The sequence below is a fragment of the Pseudomonas sp. GW822-FHT02G04 genome (assembly GCF_058802085.1).
Genome location: NZ_JBXANU010000039.1, coordinates 1 through 16,867 on the forward strand (window position 1 = coordinate 1; position 16,867 = coordinate 16,867).

General features: G+C 60.4%; 13 protein-coding genes. 12 read left to right on the plus strand and 1 reads right to left on the minus strand.

Going from position 1 to position 16,867, the window contains the following annotated elements:
- Positions 1-131: 131 nt before the first annotated feature.
- Positions 132-494: a DUF6124 family protein gene (locus AC1RO5_RS29185; protein ID WP_493179149.1), complete on the minus strand. Its 363-nt coding sequence runs from the start codon at positions 492-494 to the stop codon at positions 132-134.
- Between the two features lie 450 nt (positions 495-944).
- Here AC1RO5_RS29185 and AC1RO5_RS29190 point away from each other — a divergent pair, with 450 nt between their 5' ends.
- The 12 genes from AC1RO5_RS29190 (at position 945) to AC1RO5_RS29245 (ending at position 16,831) form a co-directional block, all read left to right on the plus strand.
- Positions 945-2,276 (plus strand): CoA transferase, encoded by a 1,332-nt coding sequence (locus AC1RO5_RS29190; protein WP_493179151.1) that lies wholly within the window; start codon positions 945-947, stop codon positions 2,274-2,276.
- Positions 2,277-2,785: 509 nt separating this feature from the next.
- Positions 2,786-4,213, plus strand: a complete 1,428-nt coding sequence (arcD, locus tag AC1RO5_RS29195) for an arginine-ornithine antiporter (protein ID WP_493179153.1) — start codon at positions 2,786-2,788, stop codon at positions 4,211-4,213.
- 50 nt (positions 4,214-4,263) lie between these two features.
- On the plus strand, positions 4,264-5,520 hold the full coding sequence (arcA, locus tag AC1RO5_RS29200; RefSeq protein ID WP_493179154.1) for an arginine deiminase: 1,257 nt from the start codon (positions 4,264-4,266) through the stop codon (positions 5,518-5,520).
- A gap of 69 nt (positions 5,521-5,589) precedes the next feature.
- A complete protein-coding gene (locus tag AC1RO5_RS29205) occupies positions 5,590-6,600 on the plus strand; it encodes an ornithine carbamoyltransferase (RefSeq protein WP_007934694.1) in 1,011 nt (336 codons plus the stop codon).
- Between the two features lie 162 nt (positions 6,601-6,762).
- On the plus strand, positions 6,763-7,692 hold the full coding sequence (arcC, locus tag AC1RO5_RS29210) for a carbamate kinase (RefSeq protein WP_493179156.1): 930 nt from the start codon (positions 6,763-6,765) through the stop codon (positions 7,690-7,692).
- 79 nt (positions 7,693-7,771) lie between these two features.
- Positions 7,772-8,134 carry a DUF5064 family protein gene (locus AC1RO5_RS29215; RefSeq protein ID WP_493179158.1) on the plus strand — a complete coding sequence of 121 codons (363 nt, stop codon included), beginning with the start codon at positions 7,772-7,774 and terminating at the stop codon, positions 8,132-8,134.
- A 180-nt stretch (positions 8,135-8,314) separates the two neighbouring features.
- The gene (gcsR, locus tag AC1RO5_RS29220; protein ID WP_493179160.1) at positions 8,315-9,826 is read left to right on the plus strand and encodes a transcriptional regulator GcsR; all 1,512 of its coding nucleotides are present in this window, start codon (positions 8,315-8,317) and stop codon (positions 9,824-9,826) included.
- 440 nt (positions 9,827-10,266) lie between these two features.
- The gene (gene gcvH, locus AC1RO5_RS29225; protein ID WP_493179162.1) at positions 10,267-10,641 is read left to right on the plus strand and encodes a glycine cleavage system protein GcvH; all 375 of its coding nucleotides are present in this window, start codon (positions 10,267-10,269) and stop codon (positions 10,639-10,641) included.
- Between the two features lie 11 nt (positions 10,642-10,652).
- Positions 10,653-13,505: an aminomethyl-transferring glycine dehydrogenase gene (gene gcvP, locus AC1RO5_RS29230; RefSeq protein ID WP_493179163.1), complete on the plus strand. Its 2,853-nt coding sequence runs from the start codon at positions 10,653-10,655 to the stop codon at positions 13,503-13,505.
- A 180-nt stretch (positions 13,506-13,685) separates the two neighbouring features.
- Entirely contained in the window at positions 13,686-15,062 is a 1,377-nt protein-coding gene (locus AC1RO5_RS29235; RefSeq protein WP_493179164.1) for an L-serine ammonia-lyase, read from the plus strand.
- 38 nt (positions 15,063-15,100) lie between these two features.
- Positions 15,101-16,225 carry a glycine cleavage system aminomethyltransferase GcvT gene (gcvT, locus tag AC1RO5_RS29240; RefSeq protein ID WP_493179166.1) on the plus strand — a complete coding sequence of 375 codons (1,125 nt, stop codon included), beginning with the start codon at positions 15,101-15,103 and terminating at the stop codon, positions 16,223-16,225.
- A 393-nt stretch (positions 16,226-16,618) separates the two neighbouring features.
- Positions 16,619-16,831 (plus strand): cold-shock protein, encoded by a 213-nt coding sequence (locus tag AC1RO5_RS29245; protein ID WP_007934683.1) that lies wholly within the window; start codon positions 16,619-16,621, stop codon positions 16,829-16,831.
- Positions 16,832-16,867 lie beyond the last annotated feature (36 nt).

Below are 16,867 nucleotides of genomic sequence, written 5' to 3' on the forward strand. Positions count from 1 at the left end.
CCCCCCCCCCCCCCCCCCCCCCCCCCCCCCCCCCCCCCCCCCCCCCCCCCCCCCCCCCCCCCCCCCGCTCCTACAGGTCAGAGAGACCTGTGGCGAGGGAGCTTGCTCCCGCTTGAGTGATCCTCAGGGGATTACTCAGTCGGCACTACCTTATCCAACACCTGATTGACCGCCAGTTCCGCCAGCATCACCACCTGCGCGATGCCCAACAGGGTTTTGCGGTGGGTGCCTTCGAGCAAGGCCGCGAAGTCGTTGAGCATGACGGTGGCCGAGCCCAGGGTTTCGCTGGCGTTGACCAGCATCGGTTCGGTGGCGGCCGCCGGGTTGGCCATGTACAGGTTGTTGGGTTGGTAGGGTGTGGCCATGACCGTGGCCGCCGGGTTGAGGTAATGGTCGAGGGCGCGCTCGGCGGCTTCGTTGAGTTTTCTGGAATCGGGGGATTCGTAGGGGGAGACCGGGTCGATGACCGGCGGGTTAGGCGTAGGTTTTATCATTTTCAGGTTCCAAAATAATGCTGGAACCTCTTCTCTGCTAAAAGAAGGGGTGACAGCTGAACGCAGGTTAGCAGACCGGGGAACCTAAGGAAGCCGGCGCGCCGAAGCGCCCTGCGTACAGCCGCCATCAAATGCAGGCATGGAGCCTGACTGATAGTGCGCGTACGACCTTAGGTTAACCACGGGCTGCTAAACCCGATCACTGGGAATCAGTGACACGAATCAAGTTACCGACCCGGCCCAAGGCGCACAAGCCGGCGGATTCTGGCGCAGGCGTAGGCAACGGCGCAAGGTTTCGTGGCCTTTAGGACGTAACACAGGGTGTCGTTAAACACTCATTCTGGATCGTGTGTATGGGCTCTCGAAAATCGATGAATACCCCCACAGGATTTCATCTGGCCGCGCCGTTTTTTTGAACTATGCTCGGGCTCTCGTTCCGGAGGGCCTTCGATGACTGATTTACTCTCGTCCATTCAAGCCGCACTCGGCTTGCCTCACACCCCAATCCCGTTCACCTCGAGCGGCGCCCTGCCCTCGGCGTTTGCCGTGACCGATCTGGCTTGCGCCAGCATTGCCGCCGCCGGCCAGGCCGCCAGCGAACTGCTGCATCAACAAACCGGTCGCTTACCCAGCCTTGAAGTCGACCGCCGCCTGGCGTCGTTCTGGTTCGCCACCTCGATCCGCCCCGTGGGCTGGAGCGTCCCGCCGCTGTGGGACCCGGTCGCTGGCGACTACGCGACCAAGGACGGCTGGATCCGCCTGCACACCAATGCACCGCATCACCGCGCTGCTGCCGAAACGGTACTCGGCGCCTGTGCCGACCGTGCAGCGATGGCGAGCAAAGTGGCTCAGTGGGCGAAAAGCGATCTGGAACAAGCGGTGGTCGAGGCCGGAGGTTGTGCCGCCGAGATGCGCAGCTGGGAGCAATGGCTGGCTCATCCGCAAGGTCAGGCCGTGAACGCCGAACCGTTGATTCAATTCAGCGCCGATGGCAGCCGAAACGTGAAACCGTGGCAAGGCTCGGTGGCGCAACCGTTGGCCGGGATCAAGGTGCTGGACCTCACGCGAGTACTCGCCGGCCCGATCGCCAGCCGCTTCCTCGCGGGGCTCGGCGCCGACGTGCTGCGCATCGACCCACCGACGTGGAACGAACCGGGCGTGGTGCCGGAAGTCACCCTGGGCAAACGCTGTGCGCGCCTGGATCTGCACGACAAAACTGATCGTGCGGTGTTCGAAAGCCTGCTCAAGGACGCCGACATTCTGCTCCACGGCTACCGCGCCGATGCCTTGGAACGCCTGGGTTACGGCATCGCCCAACGCCAGGCACTGGCCCCCGGCCTGATCGATGTTTGCCTCAACGCGTACGGCTGGAGCGGCCCCTGGCAAAACCGTCGCGGCTTCGACAGCCTGGTGCAGATGAGCAGCGGGATTGCCGACGCGGGCATGCACTGGAAGAAGGCGGATAAACCGACACCGCTGCCGGTCCAGGCCCTTGATCACGCCACCGGGTATTTGATGGCGGCCAGCGCGATCAAGCTATTGGGGCACGGTGGCTCTGCGCGGTTGTCGCTGGCACGGACGGCGAAGTTGTTGATCGAACATGGTGCCGGAACGGATGAGCCGTTGCGGGCAGAGGATGACCACGATCAAGGGATGTTGATTGAACAAACACCGTGGGGGCCGGCCCATCGGTTGCAGGTGCCACTGAAGATCACCGGGACGCCGCTGCAGTGGGCGCTGCCGGCCGGGGAATTGGGTGCCCATCGCGCGCAGTGGTGGTGACCATCGGATAGCTTTCGCGGGCAAGCCTCGCTTCTACAGGATCACCGCTGTACATCTGTAGGAGCGAGGCTTGCCCGCGAAGAGGCCCGAACAGCCACCACAAACATCGTCACAAAGTTGTTTTAACTAAATAGATAAAACCAAATAACGTTTATCCATTAATCCCGACCAACGCCTTTTATTTATAGCCGAATAATCTATAGGTTCGGCCAGTAAAGAGTTTTGTAACTCGCACCTGATAAATCAAATCTGTAATGCAAACAGTTATCAAAAAATTTGCGAAACCGCAGAAACAAACTAATTTCAAAACCCAAGCAATACCGATGATGCCTGCCTGATCTGGCAAAGCCCTCTGAACAGGGCTTTTCCAGCAATACCGCTATGCCCGGGAAAGATACATAAGTCTTTCATTAACAATGGAATGTGCCCATGCACTGATCTATGTCAGCTGATTGAACAGCCAACAGAATTACTCTGTTGTCTCTCTTCTCCTGCACTGGAGTCATGCCATGTCTGAATCCCCCGGAAAACTGAAACTCGGTGCGCTCGTTGCTTTAGTGGTCGGTTCAATGATTGGTGGCGGAATATTCTCTTTGCCCCAGAACATGGCTGCCAGTGCTGACGTTGGTGCTGTTCTTATTGGTTGGGCGATTACCGCGGTGGGCATGTTGACCCTCGCTTTCGTCTTTCAAACCCTGGCCAATCGCAAGCCTGATCTGGATGGCGGTGTTTATGCCTACGCCAAGGCCGGGTTCGGCGACTACATGGGTTTCTCGTCCGCCTGGGGATACTGGATCAGCGCCTGGCTGGGCAATGTGGGTTACTTCGTTCTGTTGTTCAGCACCCTCGGTTACTTCTTCCCGCTATTTGGAGAGGGGAATACTCCTGCTGCGGTAATCGGCGCCTCGGTGCTGCTCTGGGCGGTGCACTTTCTGGTTTTACGAGGGATCAAGGAAGCGGCGTTCATCAACCTGGTGACCACCGTGGCCAAGGTCGTGCCGCTGCTGCTGTTCGTATTGATCGCCGTGTTCGCCTTCAAACTGGAGATCTTCACCGCTGACATCTGGGGCGTGAAAAACCCGGACCTGGGCAGCGTGATGAACCAGGTGCGCAAGATGATGCTGGTCACCGTGTGGGTGTTCATCGGCATCGAAGGCGCGAGCATTTTCTCGGCCCGAGCGGAAAAACGCAGCGACGTCGGTAAGGCCACGGTTATCGGTTTCATCACCGTGCTGCTGTTCCTGGTGCTGGTGAATGTGCTGTCGCTGGGCATCATGACCCAACCTGCACTGGCGAAACTGCAGAACCCGTCCATGGCCGCGGTGCTGGAACACGTGGTCGGTCATTGGGGCGCGGTGCTGATCAGTGTCGGCCTGATCATTTCCTTGCTCGGTGCGTTGCTGTCGTGGGTGTTGCTGTGCGCGGAGATCATGTTCGCCGCCGCCAAGGACCACACCATGCCGGCCTTCTTGCGCCGCGAAAACGCCAACCATGTACCGGTCAATGCGCTGTGGCTGACCAATGCGATGGTGCAGCTGTTCCTGATCATCACGCTGTTTTCGGCCAGCACTTACCTGTCGCTGATCTACCTCGCCACCTCAATGATTCTGGTGCCATACCTGTGGTCGGCAGCCTATGCCGTGCTGTTGGCAGTGCGCGGCGAGAGCTATGAAAACGCTGCGGCCGAGCGCAGCAAAGACCTGGTCATCGGTGGCATCGCACTGATCTACGCGATCTGGCTGCTGTACGCCGGCGGCGTCAAATACCTGCTGCTCTCCGCCCTGCTGTATGCCCCCGGCGCGATCCTGTTCGCCAAAGCCAAGCTTGAAGTCGACAAACCGGTTTTCACCAACGTCGAGAAGCTGATTTTCGCCGCTGTCGTCGCGGGCGCCCTGGTGGCGGCCTATGGGCTGTATGCCGGCTTTCTGACCCTTTAGCACTGTTGTGAAAAGCAGCACCCGATTGTTTTCATCTGGAGGAACACGTAATGACCACGGAAAAAGTTAAGTACGGCGTCCATTCCGAAGCCGGCAAACTGCGCAAAGTCATGGTTTGCTCCCCCGGCCTGGCCCACCAGCGGCTGACCCCGAACAACTGCGATGAACTGCTGTTCGACGACGTATTGTGGGTCGCCCAAGCCAAGCGTGACCACTTCGACTTCGTCACCAAAATGCGTGAACGCAACATCGACGTGCTGGAAATGCACAACCTGTTGACCGACATCGTCGCGATGCCCGAAGCACTGGACTGGATACTGGAACGCAAGATCACCGCCAACTCGGTCGGCCTCGGCCTGATCCATGAGGTGGGTTCCTGGCTGCGTAGCCTGGAGCCGCGCAAGATCGCCGAATTCCTCATCGGCGGGGTTTCCGCCGATGACCTGCCGGACAGTTTCGGTGGCAAGACCATCCAGATGTTCCGCGACTTCCTCGGTCATTCCAGCTTCATTCTGCCGCCGCTGCCCAACACCCAGTTCACCCGCGACACCACCTGTTGGATCTACGGCGGCGTGACCCTGAACCCGATGTACTGGCCGGCGCGCCGTCAGGAAACCCTGCTGGCCACCGCCATCTACACATTCCACCCGCAGTTCACCAACGCCGACTTCCAGATCTGGTACGGCGACCCGGACCAGGACCACGGCAGCGCCACCCTTGAGGGCGGCGACGTGATGCCGATCGGCAACGGTGTGGTGTTGATCGGCATGGGCGAGCGCTCGTCCCGCCAGGCCATCGGCCAATTGGCGGTCAACCTGTTCAAGAACAAAGCGGTGGAACGAGTCATCGTCGCCGGCCTGCCGAAATCCCGCGCGGCGATGCACCTGGACACCGTGTTCAGCTTCTGCGACCGCGACCTGGTGACGATTTTCCCGGAAGTGGTGAACCAGATCGTCGCCTTCAGCCTGCGCCCTGACGAAAGCAAACCGGGCGGCATCGACGTGCGCCGTGAAGAAACCAGCTTCCTCGACACCGTGGCCAAGGCCCTCAACCTCAAGGCGCTGCGCGTCGTCGAAACCGGCGGCAACAGCTTCGCCGCCGAACGCGAGCAATGGGACGACGGCAACAACGTGGTGGCCTTGGAACCAGGCGTGGTCATCGGCTACGACCGCAATACCTACACCAACACTCTGCTGCGCAAGGCCGGCATCGAGGTCATCACCATCAGCGCCAGTGAACTGGGCCGAGGACGCGGCGGCGGCCATTGCATGACCTGCCCGATCATTCGCGACCCTATCGATTATTAACTTTCGAGCCTTGGCCGATGCTTATCCAGCACGGCCGAGGGGATAACCGAAACCCAAGGAGATCCAATCATGGCTTTCAACATGCGCAACCGCAGCCTGCTCTCGCTGATGCACCACACCACTCGCGAGCTGCACTACCTGCTGGACCTGTCCCGCGACCTCAAACGCGCCAAATACACCGGCACCGAGCGTCCGCACCTGCAAGGCAAGAACATCGCGCTGATCTTCGAAAAAACCTCGACCCGCACCCGGTGCGCCTTCGAAGTCGCTGCCCATGACCAGGGCGCCCACGTCACTTACATCGACCCGGTGTCGTCGCAGATCGGCCACAAGGAAAGCATGAAAGACACCGCCCGCGTGCTGGGGCGGATGTTCGACGCCATCGAATACCGCGGCTTCGAGCAGGAAATCGTCGAAGAGCTGGCCAAGTTCGCTGGCGTACCGGTGTTCAACGGTCTGACCGCTGAATTCCACCCGACGCAAATGATCGCCGACACCCTGACCATGCGCGAACACAGCGACAAACCGCTGCACGACATCAGCTACGCCTACCTCGGCGATGCGCGCTACAACATGGGTAATTCGTTGCTGATGATCGGCGCCAAACTCGGCATGGACGTGCGCATCGCCGCACCGAAAGCATTGTGGCCACATCAGGACTTCATCGATCAGTGCAAAGCCTTCGCCGAAGAGAGCGGCGCGCGCATCACCATCACCGAAGACCCGAAGGCAGCGGTCAAGGGCGTGGACTTCATCCACACCGACATCTGGGTGTCGATGGGTGAGCCGGTGGAAGCATGGGACGAACGCATCGAGCAACTGCTGCCGTACCAGGTCAACGCCAACATGATGAAAGCCTCGGGCAACCCACGCGTGAAATTCATGCACTGTCTGCCGGCGTTCCACAACAGCGAAACCAAGGTCGGCAAGGACATCGCTGCGCGCTATCCGCACCTGGCCAACGGGGTTGAAGTGACTGAAGAAGTCTTCGAATCGCCGGCCAACATCGCCTTCGAGCAAGCGGAAAACCGCATGCACACCATCAAGGCGATCCTGGTATCAGCGCTGGCGGATATCTGAGGCTGAACACTGGTTGCGGTGATCGTTCCCACGCTCTGCGTGGGAATGCATCCACTGACGCTCCGCGTCACATGGGACGCGGAGCGTCCCGGGCGGCATTCCCACGGGGACCGTGGGAACGATCATCGTGTTGTTCGCTCCCTCTCTGAAAGGATCTGCATTATGCGTATCGTCGTTGCTCTGGGCGGTAATGCCCTGCTCCGCCGGGGTGAACCCCTGACTGCGGACAACCAGCGCGCCAACATCCGGATCGCCACCGAACAGATCGCCAAGGTCTACCCCGGCAACCAACTGGTGATCGCCCACGGCAATGGTCCGCAGGTCGGCCTGTTGTCGCTGCAAGCGGCGGCCTACACCCAGGTTTCTCCTTACCCGCTGGACGTGCTCGGTGCCGAAACCGAAGGCATGATCGGCTACATCATCGAACAGGAACTGGGCAACCTGCTGGACTTCGAAGTCCCGTTCGCCACCCTGCTGACCCAGGTCGAAGTCGACGCCAACGACCCGGCCTTCCAGGCTCCCAGCAAACCCATCGGCCCGGTCTACTCCAAGGCCGAGGCAGAGAAACTCGCCGCCGAGAAAGGCTGGGCCATCGCCCCGGACGGCGACAAATTCCGGCGCGTGGTCGCCAGCCCGAAACCCAAACGCATCTTCGAAATCCGCCCGATCAAATGGCTGCTGGAAAAAGGCAGCATCGTGATTTGCGCCGGCGGTGGGGGCATCCCGACGATGTACGGCGCCAGCGGCAAACTGCAAGGCGTGGAAGCGGTGATCGACAAAGACCTGTGCTCGGCGCTGCTGGCCGAACAGCTTGAAAGCGATCTGTTAGTGATCGCCACCGACGTCAGCGCGGCGTTCATCGATTTCGGCCAACCCACGCAGAAAGCCATTGCCCAGGCCCACCCCGATGAAATGGACAAACTCGGCTTCGCCGCCGGCTCAATGGGACCAAAGGTCCAGGCGGCCTGCGAGTTCGCCCGCCATACTGGGAAAGTCGCGGTAATCGGTTCACTCTCGGACATCGAAGCGATCGTCCAGGGCAAGGCCGGCACCCGTATCAGCACAGCGACGCCTGGCATCAGCTATCAATAGAAAGAAACGAATAGAAAGAAACGCAGGGGGCAGGCGTGGGGTCTGCCCTGATTCAAGGCCTTTTGAAGGAGAGACGCCAATGGCCAAGTTTGAGCCCGGTCACCTGCACATCGAGCGTCACGCACTGAACAAGGACGATGTCAGCTACAACGTGAGTATCGACTATGAAGTCACCCAGGATCCCAAGGAGGGCAAAGGGATGCAGTTCACGATGCACGGCAGCATCCAGGGCAAGGAAATGGAGGAGAAATTTTTCCTGGCAAAGGATCAGGCCTATAACTTCGCCAGTAACGTCACCAGAATCGCCGAGAAGTACGGCATCCCCAAGACGCTGAGCAGCATCGGGTCAATTCACCAGTACTACGATGCAATGTTCGAAGACGTGCGGGCACAGCTCAACATGAAGTCCGGCGATCCGGTAAAACCCGAACACCTGGAATAACCCGCACACGATCTTGTAGGAGCGAGCGGTGCGGCGATCCGACTTGCCCGCGAAGCTTTTAGCGGTCTTGATGGCCCCTTCGCGGGCAAGCCTCGCTCCTACGATTAGAACGCGCATTTCACCTGAGCCCCGCCCCAAGGCATACTTGCCACCCTCCGCACTCCAGAACCAAACCGCCCCATGCGCATCCACGTCAGTTTCATCGACCGCGTCGGTATCACCCAGGAAGTCCTGGCCTTGCTCGGTGGGCGCAATCTCAATCTGGATGCGGTGGAAATGGTGCCACCCAACGTCTACATCGACGCCCCGACCTTGAGCCCGACCGTGCTGGAAGAGCTGCGCGATGCGCTGTTCAGCGTGCGCGGCGTGCAAGCGGTGACGGTGGTCGACATCCTTCCCGGCCAGCGCCGTCACTTGCAGCTCGATGCGTTGCTCGCCGCCATGACCGACCCGGTGCTGGCCCTGGACAGTGCCGGTAACGTGCTGCTGGCCAACCCGGCACTGATTGCCCTGTACGGCCGCGAACCGGCGGGTGAAAGCATCAGCGAACTGTTTGCCGACCCGGCGCTGCTCGACACACTGCTGGAAAACGGCTTCCGCCTGCCGCTGCGCGAGATCACCGTCAACGGTCAAACCCTGCTGCTGGACGCCACGCCGATCACCGACGCCGGCGCCCTGCTGACCCTGTATCAACCGAACCGCATCGGTGAACGCCTCTCGGCGCTGCACCACGACCACGCTGAAGGTTTCGATGCCCTGCTCGGCGAATCGCCGGCGATTCGTACACTCAAGGCCCGCGCCCAGCGAGTCGCAGCCCTCGATGCACCGCTGCTGATCCAGGGTGAAACCGGCACCGGCAAAGAACTGGTGGCCCGCGCCTGTCACGCCATCAGCGCCCGCCACAGCTCGCCGTTCCTGGCCTTGAACTGCGCGGCGCTGCCGGAAAACCTCGCCGAAAGCGAACTGTTCGGCTACGCCCCCGGCGCCTTCACCGGCGCGCAACGGGGCGGCAAGCCGGGGCTGATGGAACTGGCCAACCAGGGCACGGTATTTCTCGACGAGATCGGTGAGATGTCGCCGTATTTGCAGGCAAAACTGCTGCGTTTTCTCAACGACGGCAGCTTCCGCCGGGTCGGTGGCGATCGCGAAGTGAAGGTCAACGTGCGGATCCTCAGCGCGACCCACCGCGACCTGGAAAAAATGGTCAGCGAAGGCACTTTCCGCGAAGACCTGTTCTATCGCCTCAACGTCCTCAACGTCGCAGTCCCGCCCCTGCGCGAGCGCGGCCAGGACATTCTGCTGCTGGCGCGTTACTTCATGCAGCAGGCCTGCGCGCAGATCCAGCGCCCGGTCTGTCGCCTGGCCCCCGGCACCTACCCGGCGCTGCTGGGTAACCGTTGGCCAGGTAACGTGCGGCAATTGCAGAACGTGATCTTCCGCGCCGCGGCGATTTGCGAAAGCAGCCTGGTGGACATCGGCGACCTCGACATCGCCGGTACCTCCGTGGCACGCCAGAGCGATACCGAGGTCGACAGCCTCGAACAGGCCATGGAAGAGTTCGAGAAAGATCTGCTGGAAAAGCTCTACGTCAGCTACCCTTCGACCCGCCAACTGGCCAGCCGCCTGCAAACCTCCCACACCGCGATCGCCCATCGGTTGCGCAAGTACGGGATTCCCAATAAGCCCCTGTAGAAGCGCAATGCTTTGATCGTTCCCACGCTCTGCGTGGGAATGCAGCCCGGGACGCTCCGCGTTCCAAGAGCGGACGCAGAGCGTCCATTGAGGTATTCCTTTGCTGCGCGTGGGAACGATCATGTCGCCTTCAAAACCATGCCAAAAAGCGACCTCCATCTGTACTGAAAGCGCTACAGTGGAACGATATCGATACACACCCTCCTGATCGCCGCTTTGCAAGGCTTTGATCCACCTAGGCTTTTTTCTTCGGCTCGTGCTGTAGCGATTTCGCTACAGGCGCAGAAACACAACGGTTTACGCAAACATCTAAGTTATTGTTTTTAAACATAAAAACAACATTGGCCGCCTTTTTGCTTAGTAACCTCCTATAAAGCAGGGTTTTTGCCCCTGCATTCCATCGCGTCCACCAGACGAGTCTGGCCCCCTTAGGAGTTTCCATGAGCGAGTTGCGTTTTACTGAAGATCACGAATGGCTGCGCACCGAAGCTGACGGCAGCGTCACGGTCGGCATCACCGCTTTCGCGCAGAACGCACTGGGCGACGTGGTTTTCGTACAACTGCCTGAGCTGCAGAGCTACGACAAAGGCGCAGAAGCCGCCACCGTGGAATCGGTAAAAGCCGCCAGCGGCGTGTATATGCCACTGGACGGTGAAGTGCTGGAAGTGAACCCGGCGCTGGACAGCAGCCCCGAACTGGTCAACGAAGATCCGCTGGGCGAAGGCTGGTTCTTCCGCTTCAAGCCAACCGACGCCTCGGCTGTCGGCCAACTGCTGGATCAAGACGCTTACGACTGTCTGATTGCCCAAGCCTAAGGAGCGCCGACATGACTCAAGTCAATCTGACGACCGCCAACGAATTCATCACCCGCCACATCGGCCCGCGTGCAGGCGACGAGCAAGCCATGCTCAACAGCCTCGGTTTCGACTCCCTGGAAGCCCTGAGCGCCAGCGTCATTCCCGACAGCATCAAAGGCACCAGCGTCCTCGGCCTCGAAGACGGCCTGAGCGAAGCCGATGCCCTGGCGTTGATCAAATCCATCGCCGGCAAAAACCAACTGTTCAAAACTTACATCGGTCAGGGCTACTACGGCACGCACACACCATCGCCGATCCTGCGCAACCTGCTGGAAAACCCGGCCTGGTACACCGCTTACACCCCATACCAGCCAGAAATTTCCCAAGGTCGTCTTGAAGCGCTGCTGAACTTCCAGACCCTGATCAGCGACCTGACCGGCCTGCCGATCGCCAACGCCTCGCTGCTCGACGAAGCCACCGCCGCTGCCGAAGCGATGACGTTCTGCAAACGCCTGAGCAAGAACAAGGGCAGCCACGCCTTCTTCGCCTCCGTTCATTGCCACCCGCAAACCCTCGACGTTTTGCGTACCCGTGCCGAGCCTTTGGGCATCGACGTGGTCGTTGGCGACGAGCGTGAACTGACCGACGTGTCGCCGTTCTTCGGCGCCTTGTTGCAATACCCGGCCAGCAACGGTGACGTGTTCGACTACCGCGAACTGACCGAGCGCTTCCACGCCGCTAATGCACTGGTCGCGGTCGCTGCTGACCTGCTGGCCCTGACCGTGCTGACCCCGCCGGGCGAATTCGGCGCCGACGTGGCCATCGGCAGCGCACAACGCTTCGGCGTGCCGCTGGGCTTCGGTGGCCCGCACGCGGCGTACTTCTCCACCAAGGATGCATTCAAGCGCGACATGCCGGGCCGTCTGGTCGGCGTTTCCGTGGATCGTTTCGGCAAGCCGGCCCTGCGCCTGGCCATGCAGACCCGCGAGCAACACATCCGTCGCGAGAAAGCCACCAGCAACATCTGCACCGCCCAGGTTCTGTTGGCCAACATCGCCAGCATGTACGCCGTGTACCACGGCCCGAAAGGCCTGACGCAAATCGCCAATCGCATTCATCACCTGACCGCGATCCTCGCCAAAGGCTTGAGCGCATTGGGCCTGAGCGTCGAGCAAGCCAGCTTCTTCGACACGTTGACGATTAAAACCGGCGCACAAACGGCTGCCCTGCACGACAAGGCTCATGCGCAGAAGATCAACCTGCGCGTGGTCGATGCTGAGCGTCTGGGCCTGTCCCTCGACGAAACCAGCAGCCAGGCTGACGTCGAAACCCTGTGGAGCCTGCTGGCCGACGGCAAAGCGCTGCCGGACTTCGCTGTATTGGCTGCGAACGTTGCAAGCACTATCCCGGCCGCGCTGGTTCGCCAATCGCCGATTCTCAGCCACCCGGTGTTCAACCGTTATCACTCCGAAACCGAGCTGATGCGCTACCTGCGCAAACTGGCGGACAAGGACCTGGCCCTGGATCGCACCATGATCCCGCTGGGTTCCTGCACCATGAAACTCAACGCCGCCAGCGAAATGATCCCGGTGACCTGGGCTGAATTCGGTGCCCTGCACCCGTTCGCCCCGGCCGAGCAAAGCGCCGGCTATCAGCAGCTGACCGATGAACTGGAAGCGATGCTCTGCGCCGCCACCGGTTACGATTCGATCTCCCTGCAACCGAACGCCGGTTCCCAGGGTGAATACGCTGGCCTGTTGGCGATCCGTGCCTACCACCAGAGCCGTGGCGAAGACCGTCGCGACATCTGCCTGATCCCGTCGTCCGCCCACGGCACCAACCCGGCCACCGCCAACATGGCCGGCATGCGCGTAGTTGTGACCGCGTGCGATGCCCGCGGCAACGTCGACATCGAAGACCTGCGCGCCAAGGCTATCGAGCACCGCGAACACCTCGCTGCGCTGATGATCACCTACCCGTCGACCCACGGCGTGTTCGAAGAAGGCATCCGCGAAATCTGCGGCATCATTCATGACAACGGCGGCCAGGTTTACATCGATGGCGCGAACATGAACGCCATGGTCGGCCTTTGCGCACCGGGCAAGTTCGGCGGCGACGTATCGCACCTGAACCTGCACAAAACCTTCTGCATCCCACACGGCGGTGGCGGCCCGGGCGTCGGCCCGATTGGCGTCAAGTCGCACCTGACGCCGTTCCTGCCGGGCCACGCCCAGATGGAACGCAAGGAAGGCGCGGTCTGCGCGGCACCGTTCGGCTGTGCGAGCATTCTGCCGATCACTTGGATGTACATTCGAATGATGGGCGGCGCCGGCCTCAAGCGCGCTTCGCAACTGGCGATCCTGAATGCCAACTACATTTCCCGTCGCCTCGAAGAGCACTATCCAGTGCTGTACACCGGCAGCAACGGTCTGGTGGCGCACGAATGCATCCTCGACCTGCGTCCGCTGAAAGACAGCAGTGGCATCAGCGTCGATGACGTGGCCAAGCGTCTGATCGACTTCGGCTTCCACGCCCCGACCATGTCGTTCCCGGTGGCCGGCACGTTGATGATCGAGCCGACCGAAAGCGAATCCAAGGAAGAACTGGACCGCTTCTGCGACGCCATGATCCGCATCCGCGAAGAAATCCGCGCAGTGGAAAACGGTACGCTGGACAAGGATGACAACCCGCTGAAAAACGCCCCGCACACCGCTGCGGAAATCGTCGGCGAGTGGACTCACCCGTACAGCCGCGAGCAAGCCGTTTACCCGGTAGCGTCGCTGATCGAAGGCAAGTACTGGCCACCGGTCGGTCGCGTCGACAACGTATTTGGCGATCGCAACCTGGTCTGCGCCTGCCCGTCGATCGAAAGCTACGCTTGATCTATAGGGGGCGAGTTACTCGCCCCCTTCAACAACACCGCATCCTCTGTAGGAGCGAGGCTTGCCCGCGAAGGCGATTTCATATTCAGCATTGATGGTGGCTGATACAACGCCTTCGCGGGCAAGCCTCGCTCCTACAGTTTCATCTAGCGCCTATAACAAGAAAACCGGAGAACAACCATGTCGTTAAGCGTGTTCGACCTGTTCAAGATTGGCATCGGCCCCTCCAGCTCCCACACCGTCGGCCCGATGCGTGCCGCTGCGCGCTTCGCCGAAGGGTTGCGCCGTGAAGGGCTGCTGGCAGCAACCACCTGCGTCAAAGTCGAGCTCTACGGCTCGCTCGGCGCCACCGGCAAAGGCCACGGCAGCGACAAGGCCGTATTGCTGGGCCTGGAAGGCGAACACCCGGACACCGTGGACACCGAAACCGTCACCGCCCGCCTGCATGATATTCGCAGCAGCGGTCGCTTGAACCTGCTCGGTGAACACAGCATCGCGTTCAACGAGAAAGAACACCTGGCGATGATTCGCAAACCGTTGGCCTATCACCCCAACGGCATGATCTTTCGCGCATTCGACGCCGCGGGCCTGCAAGTCCGCAGCCGCGAGTACTACTCGGTCGGTGGCGGGTTCGTGGTCGATGAAGATGCTGCCGGCGCCGACCGCATCGTTGAAGACGCCACGCCCCTGACCTTTCCGTTCAAAAGCGCCAAGGACCTGCTTGGTCACTGCAGCACCTACGGGTTGTCGATCAGTCAGGTGATGCTGACCAACGAAAGCGCCTGGCGCCCGGAAGCGGAAACCCGCGCCGGGCTGCTGAAGATCTGGCAAGTGATGCAAGACTGCGTCGCCGCCGGTTGCCGTAACGAAGGCATCCTGCCCGGTGGACTGAAGGTCAAACGTAGGGCCGCAGCGCTGCATCGACAACTGTGCAAAAACCCGGAATCGTCTTTGCGCGATCCGCTGTCGGTGCTGGACTGGGTCAACCTGTACGCCCTGGCGGTCAACGAAGAAAACGCCAACGGCGGACGCGTAGTCACTGCGCCCACCAATGGTGCAGCCGGCATCATCCCGGCCGTGTTGCATTACTACATGCGTTTTATTCCCGGAGCGAATGACGACGGCGTGGTGCGCTTTCTGCTGACCGCGGCGGCGATCGGCATTCTGTACAAGGAAAACGCCTCGATCTCCGGCGCCGAAGTCGGCTGTCAGGGCGAGGTTGGCGTTGCCTGTTCCATGGCGGCCGGCGCCTTGTGCGAAGTGCTCGGCGGTACGGTGCAGCAGGTGGAAAACGCGGCTGAAATCGGCATGGAACACAACCTCGGCCTGACCTGCGACCCGATTGGCGGACTGGTGCAAGTGCCTTGCATCGAGCGCAATGCCATGGGTTCGGTCAAGGCCATCAATGCGGTGCGCATGGCCCTGCGTGGCGACGGTCAGCACTTTGTCTCCCTCGACAAAGTCATCCGCACCATGCGCCAGACCGGCGCCGACATGAAAAGCAAATACAAGGAAACCGCCCGTGGCGGTTTGGCGGTCAACATTATCGAGTGCTGATGCTCACGCGCATCTGCACACTTTTTCAGGAGCTGTATATGTCCACCGAACAACTGTTGAAAACCCCGTTGCACGCCCTGCACCTCGATCTCGGCGCCCGCATGGTGCCGTTCGCCGGCTATGACATGCCGGTGCAATACCCGCTGGGCGTGATGAAAGAACACCAGCACACCCGTGATCAAGCCGGTCTGTTCGATGTGTCGCACATGGGCCAGATCCGCCTGACCGGCGCCAACGCCGCCAAAGCCCTGGAAACCCTGGTACCGGTGGACATCCTCGACCTGCCAGTGGGCATGCAGCGCTACGCGATGTTCACCAACGAGACCGGTGGCATCCTCGACGACCTGATGGTCGCCAACCTCGGTAACGACGAGCTGTTCCTGGTCGTCAACGCTGCCTGCAAGGACCAGGACCTGGCGCACCTGCGCAAACACATCGGCGACCAGTGCAGCATCGAACCGCTGTTCGAAGAGCGCGCGCTGCTGGCGTTGCAAGGCCCGGCCGCCGTCACTGTGCTCGCACGCCTGGCGCCGGAAGTTGCGAAGATGACCTTCATGCAGTTCACCCGCGTGAAACTGTTGGGCGTGGACTGCTTTGTCAGCCGTTCGGGCTACACCGGTGAAGACGGTTACGAAATCTCCGTACCAGCGGCCAATGCCGAAGCGCTGGCTCGCGCCCTGCTGGCCGAACCGGAAGTCGCGGCCATCGGCCTCGGTGCCCGCGATTCCCTGCGCCTGGAAGCCGGCCTGTGCCTGTACGGCCACGACATGAACACCGAAACCACGCCGATCGAAGCGAGCCTGCTGTGGGCCGTCTCCAAGCCTCGACGTGCCGATGGCGCGCGTGCCGGCGGCTTCCCTGGCGCCGAAACCGTGTTCGCCCAGCAGCAAGCTGGTGTCAGCCGCAAGCGCGTTGGCCTGCTGCCGCAGGAACGTACGCCGGTGCGTGAAGGTGCAGAGATCGTCAACGAAGCCGGCGAAATCATCGGTAGCGTGTGCAGCGGCGGCTTCGGTCCGACCTTGGGCGGACCTTTGGCCATGGGTTACCTCGACAGCGCTTATACCGTTTTGGAAACACCAGTTTGGGCCATTGTGCGTGGGAAAAAGGTGCCTTTGCTTGTAAGCAAAATGCCATTTGTTCCACAACGCTACTATCGTGGCTGATTGACTGTTTCTATAAGTAACGCGGTTGCGTTAACAGTGCACTAATCTGTAACGCAACCGCCATAAAACAGTGCATACGTTTCGTTTATGAACGTTACTTATAACAATCGAAAACCCATGAACAACTCGATCGAATAAGCCCGTACTAGTGGCCGCTCTAATTGCCATCAACCTGAGGAAATCCGGGCCTTCGCGGGGCTTGTTTTTTCTCCCGTAGTTGGCGTAGAGTTTGTTCACTGTGTTTGCATGGGTCGCTTGGAAATCGTGACCTGGGCAGTAGCCTACAAGTTAGCTACATCCCGTTCGACGTCTTCTTACTCTCCTGCAACCAGCCCCAGTACTCTTTCACGAGAAAGAGACTGTCATTCATTTTTGCGTCAAAGGAAATAAGAAATGTCCCAACGTCAGAGCGGTACCGTCAAGTGGTTTAACGACGAGAAAGGTTTTGGTTTTATCACTCCAGAAAGCGGTCCGGATCTGTTCGTGCATTTCCGCGCTATTCAGGGCAACGGCTTCAAGAGCCTGAAAGAAGGCCAGAAAGTGACGTTCGTTGCTGTGCAAGGCCAGAAAGGCATGCAGGCTGACGAAGTACAAGCAGAAGGCTAATCTTCTGTTACGAAAAAGCCCCTGATGCTGACATCA

What these genes read in the sequence shown, in the direction of transcription:
- AC1RO5_RS29215 (WP_493179158.1), top strand. Translation starts at nt 7,772, where the DNA reads ATGGCCAAGTTTGAGCCCGGTCACCTGCACATCGAGCGTCACGCACTG.
- gcvP (WP_493179163.1), top strand. Translation starts at nt 10,653, where the DNA reads ATGACTCAAGTCAATCTGACGACCGCCAACGAATTCATCACCCGCCAC.
- AC1RO5_RS29235 (WP_493179164.1), top strand. Translation starts at nt 13,686, where the DNA reads ATGTCGTTAAGCGTGTTCGACCTGTTCAAGATTGGCATCGGCCCCTCC.
- AC1RO5_RS29190 (WP_493179151.1), top strand. Translation starts at nt 945, where the DNA reads ATGACTGATTTACTCTCGTCCATTCAAGCCGCACTCGGCTTGCCTCAC.
- AC1RO5_RS29185 (WP_493179149.1), bottom strand. Translation starts at nt 494, where the DNA reads ATGATAAAACCTACGCCTAACCCGCCGGTCATCGACCCGGTCTCCCCC.
- arcD (WP_493179153.1), top strand. Translation starts at nt 2,786, where the DNA reads ATGTCTGAATCCCCCGGAAAACTGAAACTCGGTGCGCTCGTTGCTTTA.
- gcsR (WP_493179160.1), top strand. Translation starts at nt 8,315, where the DNA reads ATGCGCATCCACGTCAGTTTCATCGACCGCGTCGGTATCACCCAGGAA.
- gcvH (WP_493179162.1), top strand. Translation starts at nt 10,267, where the DNA reads ATGAGCGAGTTGCGTTTTACTGAAGATCACGAATGGCTGCGCACCGAA.
- arcC (WP_493179156.1), top strand. Translation starts at nt 6,763, where the DNA reads ATGCGTATCGTCGTTGCTCTGGGCGGTAATGCCCTGCTCCGCCGGGGT.
- AC1RO5_RS29205 (WP_007934694.1), top strand. Translation starts at nt 5,590, where the DNA reads ATGGCTTTCAACATGCGCAACCGCAGCCTGCTCTCGCTGATGCACCAC.
- arcA (WP_493179154.1), top strand. Translation starts at nt 4,264, where the DNA reads ATGACCACGGAAAAAGTTAAGTACGGCGTCCATTCCGAAGCCGGCAAA.
- gcvT (WP_493179166.1), top strand. Translation starts at nt 15,101, where the DNA reads ATGTCCACCGAACAACTGTTGAAAACCCCGTTGCACGCCCTGCACCTC.
- AC1RO5_RS29245 (WP_007934683.1), top strand. Translation starts at nt 16,619, where the DNA reads ATGTCCCAACGTCAGAGCGGTACCGTCAAGTGGTTTAACGACGAGAAA.